We start from the raw sequence: 20,757 nt of genomic DNA, 5'->3' as shown, positions 1-20,757 counted from the left end.
AAAGCCTCCCGCCAAAATCGGGAGGCTTTTTTATTTATTAAAAAAAAACAATACTAAAAATTTGAATCTAATGAAACAAATCAGTCTACAACAGTCCAAGTCTCTAAATGTCAAGTCTATTAAGAATGCCAAGGCAATGGTTATGGGTATGTGTATGATTGAGATGTGCTGATTCCGAAAGTAAGTTTATAAAAACTTTTTTAAACCCTTTTGGATCTATTTCTAAAAGGGTTTTTTGTTACCAAAACGATTAAAAATACAATTAAAAAAAATTAAAAAATGAGTACTACTAAATTCGCCACTAAGGCACTACATACAGGACACGATACTACTAAGACTGCTGGAACACGTGCGGTTCCTATTTTTCAAACCAGTTCTTATGTTTTTAATAATTCTGAACACGCTTCTAATTTATTCAGTTTATCAGAAGCGGGGTTTATTTACACTCGATTGAATAACCCAACAAATGATATTTTAGAACAACGTTTAGCAGCGCTGGAAGGAGGTATTGGAGCTGTAGTTACTGCATCGGGTACAGCTGCAATAGCTACAGCTTTATTGGTGCTCTTAAAAGCTGGGGATCATATTGTAGCTTCTAACAGTTTGTATGGAGGGACGTATAATCTTTTGAGTGTGACTTTGCCAAGACTTGGAATTACTACCACTTTCGTTGATCCATCTGAAGCAGGGAATTTTACTAAAGCCGCTACAGAAAATACGAAAGTCTTTTTTGCCGAGTCATTAGGGAATCCAAAATTAGATGTTTTGGACCTAAAAGCTATTTCGGCTGAGGCTCAATCGCTTAAAATTCCTTTTATCGTGGATAACACTGTTACTTCTCCTTATTTGCTCAATCCGATTGAATTTGGCGCGAATATTGTAATTCACTCTTTAACGAAATACATTTCTGGAAATGGAACTTCGTTGGGAGGTGTAATTATAGATGCTGGAACTTTTGACTGGAGCAGCGGAAAATTTCCTGAGTTTACAGAACCTTCTGCTGGGTATCACGGATTGGTGTATCACGAAGCGTTAGGGAATGCTGCTTTTATCGCCAAAGTTCGTATCGAAGGATTACGAGATTACGGAGCAGCACTGAGTCCGTTCAATGCTTTTCAAATCATTCAAGGCATAGAAACCTTGCCAATCCGAGTCCAGAAGCACAGCGAAAACGCCTTGGCCTTGGCCCAATGGTTAGAGCAACAAGATGCCGTTGCTTGGGTCAATTATCCGGGCTTGTCCTCGAGTAAATATTACGATTTGGTAAAGAACTATTTACCTAAGGGTCAGAGTGGTATCGTAACTTTCGGACTCAAAGGAGGATTCGAAGCAGCGAAAAAAGTAGCCGATGAAACGAAGCTTTTTTCACTCTTGGCCAACATTGGAGATACGAAGTCGTTAATCATTCATCCAGCGAGTACCACACATCAACAATTGTCAGATGATGACCAAGTAACAACAGGAGTGACCAAAGATTTGATTCGACTTTCGGTCGGATTAGAAGACATAGAAGATTTAAAAGCCGATTTAAAAGCAGTGTTCGATAGCTTTTCAGATTAAAAAAAGATAAACATATAAAAAACAATCGTCATGATAACAAATATAACCTTCAGCAAAATAGTTTCTTTCTTTAGTAGAAAAAACATCAAAAATAAAATAGAAAAAGTAGACCAAACCGTACACGAGTTGATTCATCCACGTTTTATTATGGATAAATCTTCTGAAGCTACGAATGAAACTACTAAAAAATCAATGTTGTTTCATATGTATTCTAACGAAAACGACACGCTTTTCATTTAAAGAATATACCATTCAATAAGCTAACAATAACCAAGTTCACAATTGATTTGTAACTTGGTTGTTGTTTTAAAAATTTGCGTGTTAAAAAAATAAATAGTTACTTTGCAGCTTTAAGTTCACAAACGTATTGAAATGTTATAAAGAAAGGCGGAGGGATTAGACCCAATGAAGCCTTAGCAACCCTTCGGAAATCGAAGAAGGTGCTACATTCTATTCGCCTAGCGAAAAAGATAACGCAACAAAATACCTCTAGTCTCCACTAGTTTTTCTTTCTAATATTCCAATACAAATCAACAACAACAAAGATTTGAGATTGGAAAATAAACCCAACATACTTACCCTTACTAATTTTACCACCGAAAGTGGTGCTTTTTATGCTACCCTAAACTTAAGTTATCAAGTTTTTGGACCTGCTTTGCACACGGTTCCTATTGTGGTTGTAAATCACGCGTTGACAGGAAACTCACAAGTGATTGGCGCAACTGGCTGGTGGAACGATTTAATTGGTTCTGAAAAAACTATCGACACTCAAAAATATACCGTTCTCGCCTTTAATGTGCCAGGCAATGGTTTTGATGGCAGTGTTATCGAATCTTATTTGGATTTTACTGCTCGTGATGTGGCGCAGCTTTTTAATTTAGGTTTGGAACAACTCGAGATTAATAGTGTTTATGCCATTATTGGAGGCTCTGTTGGTGGAGGAATTGCTTGGGAAATGGCCGCTTTGTCGCCACAACTCGCTCAGCATTTAATTCCAATTGCAACGGATTGGAAAGCGACCGATTGGTTGATGGCCAATTGCTATTTGCAAGAACAAATTCTGAATAACTCCTCTCGCCCAATTGAAGACGCAAGAATACACGCGATGTTGTGTTACCGCACTCCAGAATCGTTTGAAGCTAAATTCAACCGAACGATTAATAACGAATTGGGTGTTTTTAATATCGAAAGTTGGTTGGCGCATCACGGAGAGAAATTACAACAACGGTTTCAATTGGCTTCTTATAAATTGATGAATCAGTTGTTGAAAACCATTGATATCACTCGAGGAAGAGGTTCTTTTGAAAGTGTGGTAGCGCCTATAACGGCAAACATTCATATCATTGGAATCAATACCGATTTGTTTTTTACCCCAACGGAAAACCGAAAAACAAACCTAGAATTACAACGATTACAGCTTCAAACATCGTATCAAGAAATTGATTCTATTCACGGACACGATGCTTTTTTGATAGAATTTCAACAGTTGCATCGTTTGCTTGCCACAGTTTTTGAATAGTTGAAAAAATGAGATTTCACTACAAGTTCTTGTGGAATTTTGCGTGAGGGATAGCAGCTGGCTACCAAAGTAGCGCGTATAGCCCGACCCTGTTAAAGAAAGGGGCTTTGTAAACGGTGCTATAGATAAGCCCCTTTTTTTAACAGGGTCACGCCCAAATTAAAATGAGGGGAAATATAAAAATGAAGTAAATAAAAGGAGTTGAATGACTCGTAAAATAGAATAAAATGAAGATATTAAAATTCGGAGGAAAATCATTAGCGAATGGCGATGGATTGAATAAAGTTTTGGCGATACTTTCAGACAAAGTGTTGAAGGGAGAAGAATTTGCTGTGGTTGTTTCTGCAAGAGGAAATGCAACGGATGAGTTGGAAGATTTGTTAGCGATTGCGTCTAAGAATGAAAACTACAAACCTTTGTTCGAGAAATTTAAAGCCTATCAACAAGCGGATTACCCAACGGTGGATTTGTCCGAGGAATTTACCGTGCTTGAAAAATTGTTCGAAGGGGTAAGTTTGATTGGTGATTATAGCGAAAAAATCAAAGACCAAGTCTTGTCGCAAGGCGAATTACTTTCGGCGAAATTGATTACAGCTATTTTGAAAGAAAAAGGTATCAACGCCAATTTTGCTGACGCTAGAGCATTAATCAAAACCGATGGGAAATTTGGTGATGCGCAACCTATTGAGCAAATTTCTAAGAAAAATGTGGTGCAGTTTTTTAAACAACACAGCGATAAAGTTAACATAATTACTGGTTTTATTGGTTCAAATAACAAAAACGAGGCGACTACTTTGGGTAGGAACGGAAGTAACTACACGGCATCGCTTTTTGCGAATTATTTGAATGCATCCGAATTGCAGAATTTTACGCACGTGGATGGAATTTACACCGCCAATCCAGAATTAGTAGAAGATGCTAAAAAAATTGACTTTTTGTCGTTTAATGAGGCCAATGAGTTAGCCAATTTTGGAGCTACTATTTTGCACGCCAAAACCATTATTCCGCTTTTGGAAAAAAATATTCCGCTACGAATTTTAAATACGTTCAATCACGAAAACAAAGGGACTTTGATTACTTCGAATGCTGGAAAGGAAGGAATCAAAACGCTTTCGGTATTGGAGAATGTAGCTTTGGTCAATTTAGAAGGTAGAGGGTTGCTAGGGAAAACGGGTGTTGATGCGCGTATTTTTAGAGTGATGGGTGATAATGATATTAGTGTAAGTATTATTTCGCAAGGGTCATCTGAGCGTGGTATTGGTTTGGTTGTTGCCGCAGACAAAGCGAGTAAAGCGATGATTGAATTGGAAAAAGAATTCGAAAATGACTTTTATTCCAAAGATGTAAATAAAATTTCGGTTACTGATGAAGTTTCCGTAATCTCGATTATCGGACAGGATTTGAGTACGTTTCACAAACCCTACACGGCTTTAATCAAAAACAAGATTGTTCCGATTTTGTTCAACAACACCGTGACGGGGAAAAACGTGAGTTTGGTGGTGCATAAATCTGAATTGAACCGTGCGTTGAACGTAATTCACGGTGAAATTTTTGGGGTCTCGAAGAAAATTAATATTGCAATTTTCGGACATGGATTGGTAGGAGGAACGTTGATTAACCAAATTTTGGAATCGGCAGATGCAATTGAAAAACGCAAGGACATCCGATTGAATGTTTTTGCGATAGCTAATTCTAAAAATGTCTTGTTGAACAAAAATGGGGTTTCGCCGAATTGGAGAAACGAGATTCAAACACACGGACATTCCTATACTATTGATGAGGTAATTGCTTATGCCAATGAACATCATTTAGAGAACTTAATTGCCATCGATAATACCGCTAGTGCAACTTTTGTTGAAAATTATATTCCATTAGTTGAAAGCAGTTTCGACTTGATTTCTTCAAATAAAGTGGCCAATACGTTGAGCTATAGTTTTTATAAGAAATTGAGAAAAGTTTTAGATGAAAATCAAAAAAGTTATTTGTACGAAACCAATGTTGGTGCAGGTTTGCCTTTGATTGATACCATCAAATTGTTGCATTTGTCAGGTGAAAATATCACCAAAATCAAAGGAGTGTTTTCAGGTACGTTAAGTTATTTGTTCAATAATTTTTCTGCCAAGGACGTTCCGTTTAGCGAAATTTTGAAAGAAGCCATCGATAACGGTTACACCGAACCCGACCCAAGAGAAGATTTATGTGGTAACGACGTAGGTAGAAAATTGTTGATTTTGGCGAGAGAATTGGATTTGCAAAACGAGTTTGATGAGATTGCCATTCAGAATTTAATTCCAGAGCATTTGCGTGAAGGCGATGTATCGACTTTCTTAAATAAACTAAAAGAGTTCGACCCTATTTATGCCAAAATAAAAATGGAACAGCAACCGAACCACGTGTTGCGCTATATTGGTGAATTGTCTGGCGATTTGCAAAACGACAAAGGAACTCTAGAAGTAAAATTAGTTTCCGTACCTTCGGATACTGCTTTGGGAGGTTTGAAAGGTTCGGATTCCTTTTTCGAAATTTACACCGAATCGTATGGCGATAGACCAATTGTAATTCAAGGAGCTGGAGCAGGTTCGGCAGTAACGGCGAGAGGTGTGTTTGGAGATGTTTTGAGGTTGTCGGATAAAGGGTAAAAGCCCCCTGGCCCCCGAAGTCATTAAGTTAAGAGATTTTAGATTGAAGATTAACGATTCTTGATTTTAGATTTTGGAGCAAGGTGAATAAAAATTAAATGATTTTTAGCATCTTATAAATCTGCAATCAAAAATCGTTAATCAAAAATCTGCAATCATTTGTTCATTTAATCCTTAACGTAATGACATTGACCTAGCCGCCGAAGGGGGAATGAAAATATTGAATACGAAATAATTTTCTATATTGTAATATAATAGTGCTTATGTTCAATCAAGAGGTAATAAAATCTATAGAGCAAAGTGTTTTGTGTTGGTTAGCGACTTCGGATGAAGATAATTTTCCGAATGTTTCTCCCAAGGAAATGTTTACTTATTTTGAAGAAATAAATTGTTGATTGCCAATATTGCTTCGCCAACCTCGATTGCTAATATAAAAATGAACAATAAAGTGTGTGTGAGTTTTGTAGATGTTTTTGTTCAAAAAGGCTTTAAAATAAAAGGAATTGCAAGAATCATTGAAGAAAAAGATATTGATTTTGAAACGAAAGTTGGGTTAATCAAATCGTGTTTTACAGATAAATTCCCAATACCTCAATTAATCGAAATTGAGGTGCAAAAAATAGAATCGATTAAAGCACCAAGTTATTTTATGTTTCCTAATATAACGGAACAAGAACAAATAGAAAGTGCAATGAAAACGTATAAAGTAAAAAACTATAAAGAGGACTAACCCTCCAGTCTTATACTCCCTCCCCTTCATGGGGAGGGCTGGGGAGGGGCTTATTATGGAAATAACAACTACTGAATATAAAAATTGGCTTGTTGAGCTAAAAAGCAAAATTCGTTCTTCGCAAATTAAAGCGGCAATTGCCGTAAATAGTGAGTTGATTGCGTTTTATTGGGAGTTGGGCAAGATGATTAGTGAGAAACAAACCGCTTGGGGAAGCAAATTTTTAGAAACTTTATCTAAAGATTTGCAAGATGAATTTCCTGAAATGAAAGGCTTTTCGGTTTCTAATTTAAAGTTTTGCAAACTGTTTTTTAATTATTTCTCAATTCGTTCCCAAGTTGAGAACGAAATAGCAGAAAATGTTGTTGTAAAGTTACCATGGGGGCATATAAAACTAATTATTACAAAGATTAAAGAAACTATTGAAGCCAATTTTTACATCCAACAAACCATTGAAAACAATTGGAGTAGAGATATTTTAGATCTTCAAATTAAATCAAACTTGTATGAAAGACAAGGTAAATCGATAACCAATTTCAAAAATACGTTGCCTGAACCTTTTTCAGATTTAGCCATTCAAACGCTAAAAGACCCTTATGTTTTTGATTTTATTGCTTTAGATTCAAAATATAGAGAGCGAGATATCGAAAACCAATTGGTTCAACATATCACTAAGTTTTTGCTAGAATTGGGTAAAGGATTTGCATTTGTTGGACAACAATATCATTTGGTTATTGCCGAGAATGATTATTATATCGATTTGCTCTTTTATCATACGCGCCTTAAATGTTATGTGGTGGTTGAGTTAAAAAACACCAAATTTATACCCGAATTTGCAGGGAAATTGAATTTTTATTTGTCAGCTGTAGATAGTTTAGTCAAACAAGAGGACGATAATCCTACTATTGGTATTTTGCTTTGTAAAGATAAAAGTAATTTAGAAGCCGAATTTGCATTACGAGATATAAACAAACCTATTGGGATAAGCGAATTGAAACTAACGGAAAATTTGCCAGACAATCTAAAAAGTAGTTTGCCTACCATTGAAGAAATTGAGAAAGAATTACAAAGGCTTGATGCTTAGTAGAGGAAGAAGAATAGTATAATTTAAAAACAAGACTTACCTCCAGTCTATACACACTCCCTTTTGGAGAGGGTTGAGGAGGGGCTTATTATGAAAATAACATTAAACAGAGTAAACGAAAATTTCCATTTCGAGTTAAAAAATGACAGAGGACATCTAGTAAATGTAGATGCGCGTCCAGAATTTGGAGGCAATGATATGGGGCCAAGTCCAATGGAATTGGTGTTGATGGGTGTAGCAGGATGTAGCGGAATCGATATGATTTCGATTTTGAAAAAACAACGTCAGGACATCACCTCTTTTAAAGCTGAGGTAGAAGGAGAACGCGTACAAGTGGGCGAAGCCAAACCCTTCAAAGACATTCACGTAGTGTTTTATTTAGAAGGTGAAATTATCCCCGAAAAAGCAGCTCGTGCAGCACAACTTTCTTTTGAGAAATATTGTTCTGTTTCCAAAACATTGGAGCCAACCGCAACCATTCATTACAAAGTGGTTTTGAACGGAAGCCCGCTAGACAGCCCCCTAACCCCCGAAGGGGGAACTAAGGACTAGTAGAAAATACTTTTAAAATAGTAATAACTAATAAAAAAACAACCCCATTTCAATTCCTGAGTAGCTTACTCCCCCCTTTGGGGGTTGGGGGGCTTGGGTTAGGGGGATAATTATGGAAGAAAATAATTTTGGTTTTGAAACCCAAGCCATTCGTGGTCAGATAGAACGATCACACTATTTAGAGCATTCGGTGCCTTTATACTTAACCTCAAGTTTTGTGTTTGAGGATGCCGAAGATATGAGAGCTTCATTTGCAGAAGAAAAAGAGCGCAATGTGTACAGCCGCTATAGCAACCCCAACACCATTGAGTTTATTGATAAAATATGCAAAATGGAAGGCGCTGAGGCTGGATTTGCTTTTGCATCAGGAATGGCGGCCATCTATTCTACCTTTGCAGCTTTATTGAAGTCGGGCGATCATATTGTTTCAGCGAACAGTGTTTTTGGAGCATCGCATTCTTTGTTTATGAATTATTTTCCAAAGTGGAATATCGAAACCACTTATTTTGATATTAATCAACCGGAAACTATCGAGAGTTGTATTCAGCCCAACACTAAGATTCTTTATGCGGAATCTCCAACGAATCCAGCCATCGATATCATTGATTTGGAAGTATTGGGGACAATTGCCAAAAAGCACAATTTGATTTTGATTATCGATAACTGTTTTGCTACGCCTTACATTCAGCAACCTATCAAATGGGGTGCGGATTTGGTGATCCATTCAGCAACCAAATTAATCGATGGACAAGGAAGAGTGTTAGGAGGGATTACCGTTGGAAGATCGGATTTGATCAAAGATATCTATCTTTTTTCTCGTTTGACAGGCCCTTCTTTGTCGCCATTTAACGCTTGGGTATTGTCTAAAAGTTTAGAAACTTTGGCGGTTCGTGTCGATAGACATTGCGAAAACGCTTTGAAAGTAGCCGATTTTTTAGAAAATCATCCGCAAGTCAATAAAGTGAAATATCCTTTCTTGAAATCGCATCCGCAATACGAAATTGCCAAAAAGCAAATGAAATTAGGAGGCAATATCGTAGCCTTCGAAATCAAAGGTGGACTAGAAGCAGGAAGAGCCTTTTTGGATAAAATAAAATTATGTTCGTTATCGCCTAATCTGGGAGACACTAGAACAATTGTAACGCATCCCGCCTCAACCACGCATAGTAAATTATCTATAGAAGAGCGTTTGGCGGTTAGCATCACCGATGGGTTGGTGCGTGTTTCCGTAGGATTAGAAACCGTAGAAGATGTGATTGCCGATTTGGATCAGGCGTTGGCACTCTAGTCTCCGAAGGGGGAATTCAAAGCTTTTGAATTATAGCAATAGCCCACGGTTTCAGCTGTGGGTTATGTTTTTGTGATAGATTTTTTAATTAAATTTGTATTCCAAAGCTGTTAAAATGAGTGCTATTATTACAAACATCAATCAATTAGACCCTAAAGGGAGCTATACTTATGCCGATTATTTGCTATGGCAATTTTCGGAAAGAGTTGAGTTGATTAAGGGTAAAGTATTAAAAATGAGCCCAGCTCCTAGCAGGAAACATCAAGAAATTTCTTGGATAATTGCCAGACAGTTAGATAAAATTTTCCGCAAAACATCCTGTAAAATGTATACAGCACCATTTGATGTTCGATTGGTTGATTTTAAAAATAGTAGTGATGATAGTCAAATAGTTTCTGTGGTTCAACCTGATTTATGTGTTATTTGTGATCATAATAAGTTAGATGAAAAAGGATGTATTGGCGCTCCCGATTTGATCATCGAAATTCTTTCTCCAGGAAATTCCACCAAAGAAATGGATTTGAAATTTGATCTCTACCAAGAAAATAAAGTTAAAGAATATTGGATAGTTAATCCTATGGAAAAAATGATTTTGATCTACGTTCTAGAAAACGAAAGGTTCGTAGGATTAAAACCGATTACAGAAAAAAGCCTCCTTCAAAGTGCCGTTTTTCCCAATCTAAAATTTAAGGCAAAAGTCGTTTTTGATCTTTAATTGTTTTATATAAACTTTATACCCACGGTTTCAACTATGGATTTTGTTTTGATAATTAGGACATTATAGTAACACAATTAATTTGGAGCAGAAAGTTTTGGCTTTTTTTGGAAGGAAAGTCCCGCTGTCATTCCAATCTTTTTTGAGTCGAAAAAAGATCGACTCAAAAAAGGATTTTCCCTTCCATCGGGGCTAAAAGGAAAGATTTTGCATTTTTGTTATCATCCAAAATGGTAGCAACAGTAATAATCGAATTCAGACGATAGTATTATTGCCTTTTGATTTATGAAAAGTGTGAATTTGGTCTTAACAGTAAAAGTAAATGAAACCAAGACTAATCATTTTATCGGATTTGTGGGGAAAACGAAAATCAGATTGGGTTTACTATTATGTTGAACAATTAAAAGATAAATTCGAAATTCAATTTTACGATTGTTGCGAGTTGGGAGTAATCGACAGAACCATTTATACCGAAGAAAACCTCCATATCCAATTTGTAAATGGCGGAATCGAAACGGCTATTGAAAATCTTTTGGAAGCAGAAAAAAAGCAAATTGATGTTTTAGCCTTTAGTATTGGTGGAACAATTGCTTGGAAAGCCGCTTTGAAGGGATTAGATGTTCGAAATTTAGTGGCTGTTTCATCAACAAGATTACGCTATGAGGAAGACATTCCTAGTGGAGTAATAAAACTCTATTATGGCGAAAATGACAGCAATACACCTAGCAGCAATTGGTTTGAAAAGCATTCGATAAATTTTGAAATCATAAAAAATAAGGGGCACAATTTTTATACTCAAAAAGCATTTGCTATTTCCATTTGCAACGAAATTTTAAATTAGCTGCATTCAATTTGGAAACAAAAGGATAAAGTTTGTAGTTTCGTTAACCTAATGTAAACGCGATTTGCTTCGCTTCCTATAAATAATAAAAATCAGTCCCAATTCCTATCGGGATTAACTCAAAATCATTATGCTCTCCAAAAAAACGAAATACGGAATTAAAGCTCTAACTTTTTTGGCACGTCAAAAAGACAATACGCCTGTGCAAATTGCCGAAATTGCTAAAGCAGAGCATATTTCTTTGAAGTTTTTGGAAAGTATTTTATTGCTTTTGCGTCATTCTGGTTTTTTGGGTGCCAAAAAAGGAAAAGGTGGCGGATACTATTTAATCAAAGAACCCAAAGACATCAATATGGCCAAAGTCTATCGTGTTCTAGAAGGACCAATTGCGTTGTTGCCTTGTGCTAGTCATAATTTTTATGAACCCTGCGACGACTGCAACGACGAAGCTACTTGCGCCGTTCGTAAGTTGATGATGGAAGTGCGTGATAATACCTTAATGATTCTGGAGAATAACACCTTGGCAGACATCGCTTTTTAAAAAAGGAATTTTAATTCTGTCAAGTCTTGCAAACTCACCCTTTGGGGCTTGGGGGCTAGAAAATCAATTTATATCCCACAAAAAACAACATTACTGCAATTGAATTTCTTAGTAACAAATCAGGAACTTTACCACTAAGCATGCTTCCTATGTAAATCCCAGGTAGTGAACCCATTAATAATTGTCCCAGTAAACCAAGGTCTAAATTTCCCATTGATGCGTGACCCAGTCCAGCTACGAGAGTCAATGGTACAGCATGCGCAATTTCGGTACCTACCAATTTTGGTGTAGGTAAAAGAGGGTACAAGAAAAACAAAGTTACAGTACCTAAAGCTCCAGCTCCAATAGAAGTAAGTGTAACCGTTGCTCCTAATAATACGCCAATAGCAACGGTAAGTAAATTCTGGGTTTTGCTTTCGCTGTGAAATTTATCTCCCGCGTGTTTTTGTGAAAACACTAATAATTTTTGTTTGAAAACAATAGCAATTGAAGTAAACAACAAAGCCCAGCCTAAACTGTATTTAATTATAGTATTCAATCCCGTAATATCAGCCTTAAAGCTTTCCAAAATCCACAGCGTTACAGCAGCGGCAGGAACACTTCCTAGCGAAAGCCAACCCACAATGGTCCAATTGATATTTTGCTTTTTGTTATGGACGAAAATCCCACCCATTTTGGTAAAAGCAGCATAAAGTAAATCGGTACCAACCGCTGTAGTGGGAGGGATACCAAACCATAACAAAATGGGAGTCATTAAAGACCCACCGCCAACACCGGTCATTCCGACCACAAAACCTACTACTAAACCTGCAACTATAAATCCAATATTAAAATCCATTACAACTAATTTTTGGCAAATGTAAAAAAAATACATAATAATCCTATCGACTAAGTCGAATTAAAAATAATTTTTTTGTTTGATATGTAGATTTTGATTTTCGTTTACATGTTCTGTATTTTTTTTGGCTTAAAAAGTAACGAAAAATCAATTATTTGTATTGATTTGAAAGAAACATCCAAGGAGTTTTTTATTTATTCTATATCCAATGAAATTTTACTTTAAATAAAATTTTGACATTTAAAAAAATATATTACTTTTGCCAAGTAATCTACAAAACCGATAGGGTAATAGATTTTAAAATAGAATGACTATGAGCATTGAAATAACGCAAGAATTAATACAAAAAACCGAAAGCCTTTCCATCGAGGAAACCTTGGCTTTTTTGGGGAATGAATTTCCAGAAAAAGTAGTTTTTTCGACTTCTTTCGGACAAGAAGACCAAGTAATCACGGCTTTAATTGCAACCAATGAATTGCCGATAAAAATATTTACCCTCGATACAGGAAGGTTGTTTCAAGAAACTTATGATGTTTTTCATAAGACGCTAAAGAAATACAAAGTGAATATTCAGACTTTATATCCAGAAACGAGTCAAGTAGAGCAATTGTTAAATACAAAAGGACCCAATAGCTTTTACGAATCGGTAGAAAACAGAAAAGAGTGCTGCTTCATTCGAAAAGTAGTGCCGTTGAAAAAAGGATTAGCAGATAATAAAGTTTGGATTACAGGGTTGAGAGCGGAGCAATCTGAAAATAGAAATGACTTAGCTCTTTTCGAATACGATGCTAATTTTGATATCATCAAATTCAATCCTCTACTCAAATGGACTTTGGCTGAGGTGCAAAAATATATTGATGACAATAATGTGCCACAAAACAGCTTGCACAAGAAAGGGTTTATAAGCATAGGTTGTGCGCCTTGTACACGAGCCATAGTCGAAGGAGAAGACATTAGAGCTGGAAGATGGTCTTGGGAATCCAGTCACAAAGAATGTGGGTTGCATAGCCCCCTAGCCCCCAAAGGGGGAATTAACGAAGTAAAAAATTAATAGTAACAAAATAAATACCCCAATAGTTCCCCCTTCGGGGGTTAGGGGGCTGATAGATATGAGTACACAATTAAAAACAAATGCTTTAGAAAGCGAAGCTATTTACATATTCAGAGAAGTGATTTCTCAATTTGACCGACCTGTTTTGCTTTTTTCAGGAGGAAAAGATTCGATTACACTAGTGCGTCTGGCACAAAAAGCCTTTTTTCCTGCCAAAATTCCTTTTCCGTTGTTGCACGTAGATACGGGACATAATTTCCCAGAAACCATTGAGTTTAGAGATAAATTGGTGGCAGAATTAGGACTAGAATTAATCGTTCGTAATGTTCAGGATGCCATTGATGAAGGTAAAGTAGTAGAAGAAACAGGAAAGTATTCTAGTAGAAATACACTGCAAACGACTACACTTTTGGATGCTATCGAGGAATTTAAATTTGATGCTTGTATTGGTGGAGCGCGACGCGATGAGGAAAAAGCAAGAGCCAAAGAACGTATTTTCTCAGTACGTGATGATTTCGGGCAGTGGGATGAAAAAAACCAACGTCCTGAATTGTTTGATGTGTTAAACGGGAAAATCGAAAATGGTCAAAACGTACGTGTTTTTCCAATTTCAAACTGGACTGAATTGGATGTTTGGAGTTATATCGAACAAGAACAAATCGAGATTCCGTCCATTTATTTTTCACATAAAAGAAAAGTTTTTTTGAGAGACGGTTTGATTTGGTCGCATTCTCCTTATGTGTACCAAGAAGAAGACGAACAAATCGAAGAACGAATTGTTCGCTTTAGAACTGTTGGTGATATGAGTTGTACTGCCGCTGTTGAATCGTATGCAGCGACTATTCAAGAAGTAGTAGGTGAGATTCGTTCATCCACCATTTCTGAAAGAGGCGCCAGAATCGATGACAAACGTTCCGAAGCCGCTATGGAAAAGAGAAAACAACAAGGGTACTTTTAAGAGTTTATAGTTTTTCGTTTATAGTTTATGGAAATGTCCTTTTACTCTAAACAACAAACAATAAACAACAAACAATAAACAAAACAAGAATGGAAGTTTTAAAAATAGCAACAGCAGGAAGTGTAGATGACGGAAAAAGTACGTTAATCGGAAGATTATTATACGATACGCAATCCTTGACTACCGATAAAATTGAAGCAATAGAGAAAAGCAGCAAGCAAAAAGGATACGATTACCTAGATTTTTCTTTGGCGACTGATGGTTTGGTGGCTGAGAGAGAGCAAGGAATTACAATAGATGTAGCACATATTTATTTTTCAACTGCGAAAAAAAGTTACATCATTGCCGATACGCCAGGTCACGTAGAATATACTCGTAATATGGTAACTGGTGCTTCTACTTCTCAAGTATCTATTATTTTGATTGATGCTCGAAAAGGAGTAATTGAGCAAACCTACCGTCACTTTTTCATCAATAATTTATTGCGTGTAAAAGACGTAATTGTGGCCATCAACAAAATGGATTTGGTGGAGTATTCCGAAGAAGTTTTCAATAAAATCAAAGCCGATTTTCAAGCCTTAAATGCTAAAAGCGCTTTCAAAGAACAAAACGTAAGTTATATTCCGCTAAGTGCCATCAATGGCGGGAATGTGGCTCAAAAATCAGAAAATATGCCTTGGTATTCTGGGCAAACCGTTTTGGAACATTTGGAGTCTTTGGAACCGAATGATATTTATGAAAATGGTATTACTCGATTTCCAGTACAAACGGTTATTCGTCCAAAAACGGAAGAGTACCACGACTTTAGAGGATATGCAGGAAAATTATATGGAAATTCAATTAAAGTGGGCGATGCAGTAACTGTTCTACCTTCTTTAACAGAATCTAAAGTAACCAACATTCACTTTTTCGATAAGCAATACGATGAAGCTATTGCTGGTTCCTCCATCACTATCGAATTGGAAAATGACATCAATGTGACTCGTGGTGATATGATTGTAAAATCAAGCGAGTTGCCAAAAATAGAAAAAGAAATCACAACAACCGTTTGTTGGATGGATAGCAAAAAATTAGTGGCAGGAGCAAAGTATTTTGTACAACACAATACCAATAGAGTCTTGGCAAAAATTGACAGTGTGAAAAACGTAATCGCAACCGATTATTCTGGAGTAACACCAGCAACTCAATTGGCTATAAACGAAATTGGAGAAGTAACCATCAAATTGAGCAAAGCCATTTATTTTGATGCTTATACAGATAACAAATCAAATGGAGCTTTCATTTTAATTGATGCAGCAACCAACACAACAGCAGGCGTTGGGTTTATAAAATAGTTGTTAGCTATTGGCTTATAGCCTTTGGCAAAGAATAGAAACAGATATACAAATCAGCTAAAAGCTAAAAGCCAATAGCTAACAGCCAAAATAAAAATGGAAAGTTTTAGAACAGAAATAGAGAATCCGATTGTCCAAAAGGATATAATCGATTTAGAAAGAAAAATTGCTTTATTCCGCGATGGAAAAATCGATGACGAACGTTTTCGTTCTCTTCGTTTAGCAAGAGGTGTATATGGGCAACGTCAAGAAGGCGTGCAAATGATTCGTATCAAATTGCCTTTTGGTAAAGTGACAAGCGAACAATTGCATCGTATTTGTAAAGTTTCTGAAGAATATTCTACGGGACGTTTGCACATTACTACGCGTCAGGATATTCAAATTCACTATGTGAGTTTAGACAGAACGCCACAACTTTGGGCTGAGCTAGAGAAAGATGATGTTACCTTAAGAGAAGCTTGCGGGAATACTGTTAGAAATATTACGGCAAGCGAAACTGCGGGTATCGACCCAGACGAACCTTTCGATGTGTCTCCATATGCACACGCACTATTCGAATTTTTCTTGAGAAATCCAGTGTGTCAAGAAATGGGACGTAAATTCAAAATGTCTTTTTCTTCTTCTGATAAAGATACCGCTTTGAGCTATTTGCACGATTTAGGATTTATTCCAAAGATTGTCGATGGTCAAAAAGGATTTAAAGTATTGTTTGGAGGTGGTTTAGGGTCACAACCTAGTCACGCCGAATTATTGTCAGAATTCATCCCTGCCAATCAAATCATTCCAACCACAGAAGGAATATTGAGAATTTTTGACCGACACGGCGAAAGAGCCAAACGATTGAAAGCGAGAATGAAGTTTTTGGTTAAAGAAATCGGAAAAGAGGAATTTTTGCGTTTGGTCGAAGAAGAGAAAAAAGCCCTTTCACATCAAGTAGTTGAAATTGATACAACTCCTTTTGAAAAAGCCATTCCAACGCCAATATTGGATGCTCCACAAGTAGTGATTGATGATGTTGCTGCCTTCGAAGCTTGGAAAAAAGCCAATGTTATTTCGCAGAAACAAGCGGGATATGTAGCTATCGGAATCAAAGTAGCGCTTGGCGATTTTTATATTGATAAAGCCCGACAATTGGCTGATTTAATCAAAAATTATGCAACCAACGAATTGCGTTTTACGTTGCGTCAAGATATTTTAATTCGTCATATAAAAGAAGAAGCGCTGCCTTTCTTCTATCAAGAATTAGCCAAATTGGATTTTGTTGCCTTAGGCTACAATAGTACCGCAGATATTACCGCTTGTCCTGGAACAGATACTTGTAATTTAGGAATTGCGAGCAGTACTGGAATTGCAGTAGAATTAGAAAGAGTTTTAGCGACAGAATATCCTCATTACGCCAATTCAAACGAAATCACGATTAAGATTAGTGGTTGTATGAACGCTTGTGGCCAACACAATATGGCCGAAATTGGTTTTCAAGGAATGTCTATCAATGCAGGTAAATTGGTTGCACCGGCGTTACAAGTATTGTTGGGTGGAGGAAATTTAGGAAACGGACAAGGACGTTTTTCTGATAAAGTAATCAAAATCCCGAGTCGTCGTGGTCCAGAAGCCTTACGATTGATTTTGAATGATTTTGAAGCCAATGCCAACGGACAGTCATTTTTAAACTATTACGATGCTAAAGGAGAGAAATATTTCTACGAATTTTTGAAACCCTTAGCCGATGTGACCAATTTAACCGAAGCTGATTTTGTAGATTGGGGTAACGCCGATAATTATGTGAAAGCAGTTGGAGTGGGCGAATGTGCTGGTGTGGTAATTGATTTAGTTGCGACTTTATTATATGAAGCCAAAGATAAATTGACGTTTGCACAAGAAGCTTTCGAGGATAAAAAATGGTCGGATGCGATTTACTTGGCCTACGCTGGATTTGTAAATGGAGCCAAAGCTTTGTTATTAGCCGAAAACCAAAAAACAAATCATCACGCAGGAATCATCGATTTATTTGATGCCGTTTTTGTGGAGACGAATAAAATACAATTAGCCACTTCTTTTAAAGAATTGGTATATAAAATAAGAGAAAACGAACCATCTGAAACTTTTGCCAAAGAATACATTGCGACAGCAACTGCGTTTTTTGAAACGATTGAAACATACAGAGCTGAGGATTTGTCTAAAAATTAAAAAAGAATCAGATGAGCTATAAAATAACAGGAAATAGTTCCTCCTTTCGTTCTATCGGATTGAGTAGGAGTGGTCCTAAAGTTACTTTAGTAGGTGCAGGCCCAGGTGACCCAGACCTTTTGACTATAAAAGGGGTAAAAGCTTTGGCTGAAGCCGATGTCGTTTTGTATGATGCTTTGGCTAACGAAGAGTTAATGGAGTTTGCTCCAAAATCTTCCATAAAAATATTTGTAGGCAAACGCAAAGGAAGTCACGCCTATTCACAGGAGCAAATCAATCAGTTAATTGTTGATAATGCCTTGACTTACGGTCACGTTGTTCGATTAAAAGGAGGTGACCCTTTTATTTTTGGACGTGGAAGTGAAGAAATTGAGCACGCTGAAAGCTTTGGAATTCCTACCTTTGTCGTTCCAGGTATTTCATCGTCAATTGCAGTTCCTGCTTATCAAGGGATTTCGTTGACAAAACGTGGTGTTTCAGAGAGCTTTTGGGTAATTACTGGTACAACATCGGCAAGAAAATTATCAAATGATGTTCAGCTAGCAGCCAAATCAACGGCAACAGTGGTGATTTTAATGGGAATGAGTAAATTGGCGCAAATTGTTGCCCTGTTTCAAGAGGAAAGCAAAGGTGAAACGCCGATTGCCATCATTCAAAACGGAACGACGCCAGAAGAAAGAATTGGAGTAGGAACTATTGATACGATAGAAGCTGTTGTAGCAACGCATAATTTGAGTAATCCAGCCATCATTGTAATTGGCGAAGTGGTAAAAGAAAGCAATAAAATAAAAGGATTTTACGAAGAATTTATCGTAGCGTCAGGTCGTGACCTGACCTAAAAAACAAAAAATGTAAGGTCAGGTCGTGACCTGACCCAACAAAATAAACAATGGAAAGAAACGAATTATATCCCGTATTTTTAAAACTACATCAATTAAATGTATTGATTGTTGGTGGCGGAAATGTGGGTTTAGAAAAGTTATCTTTTATGTTGAAATCAAGTCCAAATGCGAATGTCGAAGTGGTGGCGCCGCGATTTCTTCCCGAGTTGGAAGCTTTGGCTGAAAAACATCCTTCAGTAAAATTGACACCAAAAAAATTCAATCGTTGGATGCTTCGCAAGCGTAATTTAGTAATAGCTTGCACGGATGATTTGAATGTGAACAAACGCATTTATGATTTATCCAGAAAGCGTTATCTGATTTGTAATATTGCCGATACGCCCGATTTATGCGATTATTATTTGGGCGGAATTGTGACCAAAGGCAATGTGAAAATCGCCATTTCAACGAACGGGAAATCACCAACAACCGCCAAGCGATTGCGTGAATTTTTTGAAGAGGTTATTCCAGAAGATGTAAATAAAATGGTCGAAAACCTGAATGAATATCGCAAAACGTTGAAAGGTAATTTTGAAGAAAAGGTGCAGCGAATGAACGAAATTACCGAGGCATTAAAAAATAATAAATAATACGCATCGCGTACGGACAGGTCGCGACCTGTCCTTCATTACAATAAAAAAAATACCCAAGTGATATTTATCACGAATCCTCAAATGAATTAATCGTTTATTTGAACACCGTAGGGACAGGTCCAACCTGTCCGAACAAAATGAAAAAAAGAAGTAATAAGTATAAATAAAAAAAAATGGTTAAAACAGATATATTAATAATAGGAGCAGGACCAACAGGGCTTTTCGCCGTTTTCGAAGCAGGATTATTAAAATTAAAATGTCATATTTTGGATGCCTTGCCACAGCCAGGCGGACAATTATCAGAATTGTATCCTAAGAAACCTATTTATGATATTCCAGGATTTCCAGAAGTATTAGCTGGAGATTTGGTGGATAATTTAATGGAACAAATCAAGCAATTCGAGCCTGGATTTACCCTTGGAGAACGTGCAGAAACCATCGAAAAACAAGAAGATGGTAGCTTTATTGTAACCTCTAATAAAGGTAAAAAATTCCACGCTCCAGTTGTTGCTATTGCAGGAGGCTTAGGAAGTTTTGAACCAAGAAAACCTTTAATTGAAGACATCGAGTTTTACGAAGACAAAGGAATCAAATACTTTATCAAAAATCCAGAAAAATTCCGTGATAAGAGAGTGGTGATTGCTGGTGGTGGAGATTCTGCTTTAGACTGGAGTATTTTCTTGTCGAATGTAGCGTCGGAGGTAACTTTGATTCACCGTCGTAACGAATTCCGCGGCGCATTAGATTCTGTAGAAAAAGTACAAGAACTGAAAAACGAAGGTAAAATCAAAATGATTACACCAGGTGAAGTAGTAGGATTGAACGGTGCAGAACGATTAGAATCAGTAGATGTAGATATTGAAGGTGCGCACCGAAAAATAGAGTGCGACTATTTCATTCCACTTTTTGGTCTTACGCCAAAATTAGGTCCTATTGCCGATTGGGGATTAGAAATCGAAAAAAACGCTATCAAAGTAAACAATGCTTTAGATTATCAAACCAATATTCCTGGGATTTTCGCCATTGGAGACGTAAATACTTATCCAGGAAAATTAAAATTGATTCTTTGCGGATTCCACGAAGCCACGTTAATGTGTCAAGCGGCTTACCAAATTATCAATCCAGGTAAAAAATATGTGATGAAATACACCACCGTTTCAGGTGTAGACGGATTCGACGGTACTCGTAAAGAAGCGCCAAAAGCAGTAGTGAAAGCTATTGTATAGTTTCGTTTTTTCCGTTTAAAGGTTTAAATGGTTTAAAAGTTTAAAAAAAGTTTGAGTCAGTATGGCAACAACCTTAAACATTTATAGAGCTGTAAAGATATTTTCTTATATTTCGGAAAACAAAAAAGGTTATGGAATCATTCAAAGGAGAAAGTATTATTGATTTTTTTGACACATTCAAAACAGACTTAGACTGTTTGGAATATTTGGCTTCAATAAA

20 protein-coding genes, 1 pseudogene and 1 riboswitch are annotated in these 20,757 nt (G+C 36.7%); of the genes and pseudogenes, 20 read left to right on the top strand and 1 reads right to left on the bottom strand.

Annotated features, from left to right (window positions below):
- The first annotated feature begins 279 nt into the window (after positions 1-279).
- The 12 genes from O9307_RS13335 to O9307_RS13285 all read left to right on the top strand — a co-directional run bounded on the left by O9307_RS13335 (position 280) and on the right by O9307_RS13285 (position 11,469).
- Positions 280-1,560 (top strand): O-acetylhomoserine aminocarboxypropyltransferase/cysteine synthase family protein, encoded by a 1,281-nt coding sequence (locus tag O9307_RS13335; protein ID WP_298300154.1) that lies wholly within the window; start codon positions 280-282, stop codon positions 1,558-1,560.
- Between the two features lie 30 nt (positions 1,561-1,590).
- Positions 1,591-1,800 (top strand): hypothetical protein, encoded by a 210-nt coding sequence (locus O9307_RS13330; protein WP_298300152.1) that lies wholly within the window; start codon positions 1,591-1,593, stop codon positions 1,798-1,800.
- Between the two features lie 132 nt (positions 1,801-1,932).
- A riboswitch (SAM riboswitch) is annotated at positions 1,933-2,037 on the top strand.
- 76 nt (positions 2,038-2,113) lie between these two features.
- On the top strand, positions 2,114-3,079 hold the full coding sequence (locus O9307_RS13325) for an alpha/beta fold hydrolase (RefSeq protein ID WP_366100588.1): 966 nt from the start codon (positions 2,114-2,116) through the stop codon (positions 3,077-3,079).
- A 227-nt stretch (positions 3,080-3,306) separates the two neighbouring features.
- Entirely contained in the window at positions 3,307-5,718 is a 2,412-nt protein-coding gene (gene thrA, locus O9307_RS13320) for a bifunctional aspartate kinase/homoserine dehydrogenase I (RefSeq protein WP_298300150.1), read from the top strand.
- 263 nt (positions 5,719-5,981) lie between these two features.
- The gene (locus O9307_RS14735) at positions 5,982-6,113 is read left to right on the top strand and encodes a pyridoxamine 5'-phosphate oxidase family protein (RefSeq protein ID WP_366100586.1); all 132 of its coding nucleotides are present in this window, start codon (positions 5,982-5,984) and stop codon (positions 6,111-6,113) included.
- 41 nt (positions 6,114-6,154) lie between these two features.
- Positions 6,155-6,448, top strand: coding sequence for a hypothetical protein (locus O9307_RS13315; RefSeq protein ID WP_298300148.1), 294 nt, complete (start codon positions 6,155-6,157; stop codon positions 6,446-6,448).
- 55 nt (positions 6,449-6,503) lie between these two features.
- Positions 6,504-7,532: a PDDEXK nuclease domain-containing protein gene (locus tag O9307_RS13310; RefSeq protein WP_298300145.1), complete on the top strand. Its 1,029-nt coding sequence runs from the start codon at positions 6,504-6,506 to the stop codon at positions 7,530-7,532.
- A 90-nt stretch (positions 7,533-7,622) separates the two neighbouring features.
- Positions 7,623-8,084 (top strand): OsmC family protein, encoded by a 462-nt coding sequence (locus O9307_RS13305; protein ID WP_298300143.1) that lies wholly within the window; start codon positions 7,623-7,625, stop codon positions 8,082-8,084.
- Positions 8,085-8,196: 112 nt separating this feature from the next.
- A complete protein-coding gene (locus O9307_RS13300) occupies positions 8,197-9,372 on the top strand; it encodes an aminotransferase class I/II-fold pyridoxal phosphate-dependent enzyme (RefSeq protein ID WP_298300141.1) in 1,176 nt (391 codons plus the stop codon).
- 115 nt (positions 9,373-9,487) lie between these two features.
- Positions 9,488-10,087, top strand: coding sequence for a Uma2 family endonuclease (locus O9307_RS13295; protein WP_298300139.1), 600 nt, complete (start codon positions 9,488-9,490; stop codon positions 10,085-10,087).
- Between the two features lie 322 nt (positions 10,088-10,409).
- Positions 10,410-10,928: an alpha/beta hydrolase gene (locus O9307_RS13290; RefSeq protein ID WP_298300137.1), complete on the top strand. Its 519-nt coding sequence runs from the start codon at positions 10,410-10,412 to the stop codon at positions 10,926-10,928.
- A 130-nt stretch (positions 10,929-11,058) separates the two neighbouring features.
- Positions 11,059-11,469: an Rrf2 family transcriptional regulator gene (locus O9307_RS13285; RefSeq protein WP_064715587.1), complete on the top strand. Its 411-nt coding sequence runs from the start codon at positions 11,059-11,061 to the stop codon at positions 11,467-11,469.
- Between the two features lie 55 nt (positions 11,470-11,524).
- Here O9307_RS13285 and O9307_RS13280 read toward each other — a convergent pair whose 3' ends face one another.
- A complete protein-coding gene (locus tag O9307_RS13280; protein WP_298300132.1) occupies positions 11,525-12,307 on the bottom strand; it encodes a sulfite exporter TauE/SafE family protein in 783 nt (260 codons plus the stop codon).
- 313 nt (positions 12,308-12,620) lie between these two features.
- Between O9307_RS13280 and O9307_RS13275 the strand changes: the two genes are divergently transcribed.
- From O9307_RS13275 to O9307_RS13240, 8 genes and pseudogenes are all read left to right on the top strand, one after another.
- On the top strand, positions 12,621-13,358 hold the full coding sequence (locus O9307_RS13275) for a phosphoadenylyl-sulfate reductase (RefSeq protein ID WP_298300130.1): 738 nt from the start codon (positions 12,621-12,623) through the stop codon (positions 13,356-13,358).
- A gap of 58 nt (positions 13,359-13,416) precedes the next feature.
- A complete protein-coding gene (cysD, locus tag O9307_RS13270) occupies positions 13,417-14,316 on the top strand; it encodes a sulfate adenylyltransferase subunit CysD (protein WP_298300128.1) in 900 nt (299 codons plus the stop codon).
- Positions 14,317-14,405: 89 nt separating this feature from the next.
- Complete coding sequence (locus tag O9307_RS13265; protein WP_298300126.1) at positions 14,406-15,650, top strand: GTP-binding protein; 1,245 nt, start codon at positions 14,406-14,408, stop codon at positions 15,648-15,650.
- Between the two features lie 96 nt (positions 15,651-15,746).
- A complete protein-coding gene (locus O9307_RS13260; protein WP_298300124.1) occupies positions 15,747-17,837 on the top strand; it encodes a HEPN domain-containing protein in 2,091 nt (696 codons plus the stop codon).
- Between the two features lie 11 nt (positions 17,838-17,848).
- On the top strand, positions 17,849-18,676 hold the full coding sequence (gene cobA, locus O9307_RS13255; protein WP_298300123.1) for a uroporphyrinogen-III C-methyltransferase: 828 nt from the start codon (positions 17,849-17,851) through the stop codon (positions 18,674-18,676).
- A 50-nt stretch (positions 18,677-18,726) separates the two neighbouring features.
- Entirely contained in the window at positions 18,727-19,308 is a 582-nt protein-coding gene (locus O9307_RS13250) for a bifunctional precorrin-2 dehydrogenase/sirohydrochlorin ferrochelatase (RefSeq protein ID WP_298300121.1), read from the top strand.
- 176 nt (positions 19,309-19,484) lie between these two features.
- Positions 19,485-20,537: an NAD(P)/FAD-dependent oxidoreductase gene (locus O9307_RS13245; protein ID WP_298300119.1), complete on the top strand. Its 1,053-nt coding sequence runs from the start codon at positions 19,485-19,487 to the stop codon at positions 20,535-20,537.
- 131 nt (positions 20,538-20,668) lie between these two features.
- Positions 20,669-20,757, top strand: a pseudogene (locus O9307_RS13240) (IS1595 family transposase); the annotation flags it as partial.

The sequence above is a fragment of the Flavobacterium sp. genome, assembly GCF_027531905.1.
GTDB lineage: Bacteria > Bacteroidota > Bacteroidia > Flavobacteriales > Flavobacteriaceae > Flavobacterium.
Note: the sequence above shows the minus strand (reverse complement) of the source record. Positions and strands in the feature narration are given on the sequence as shown.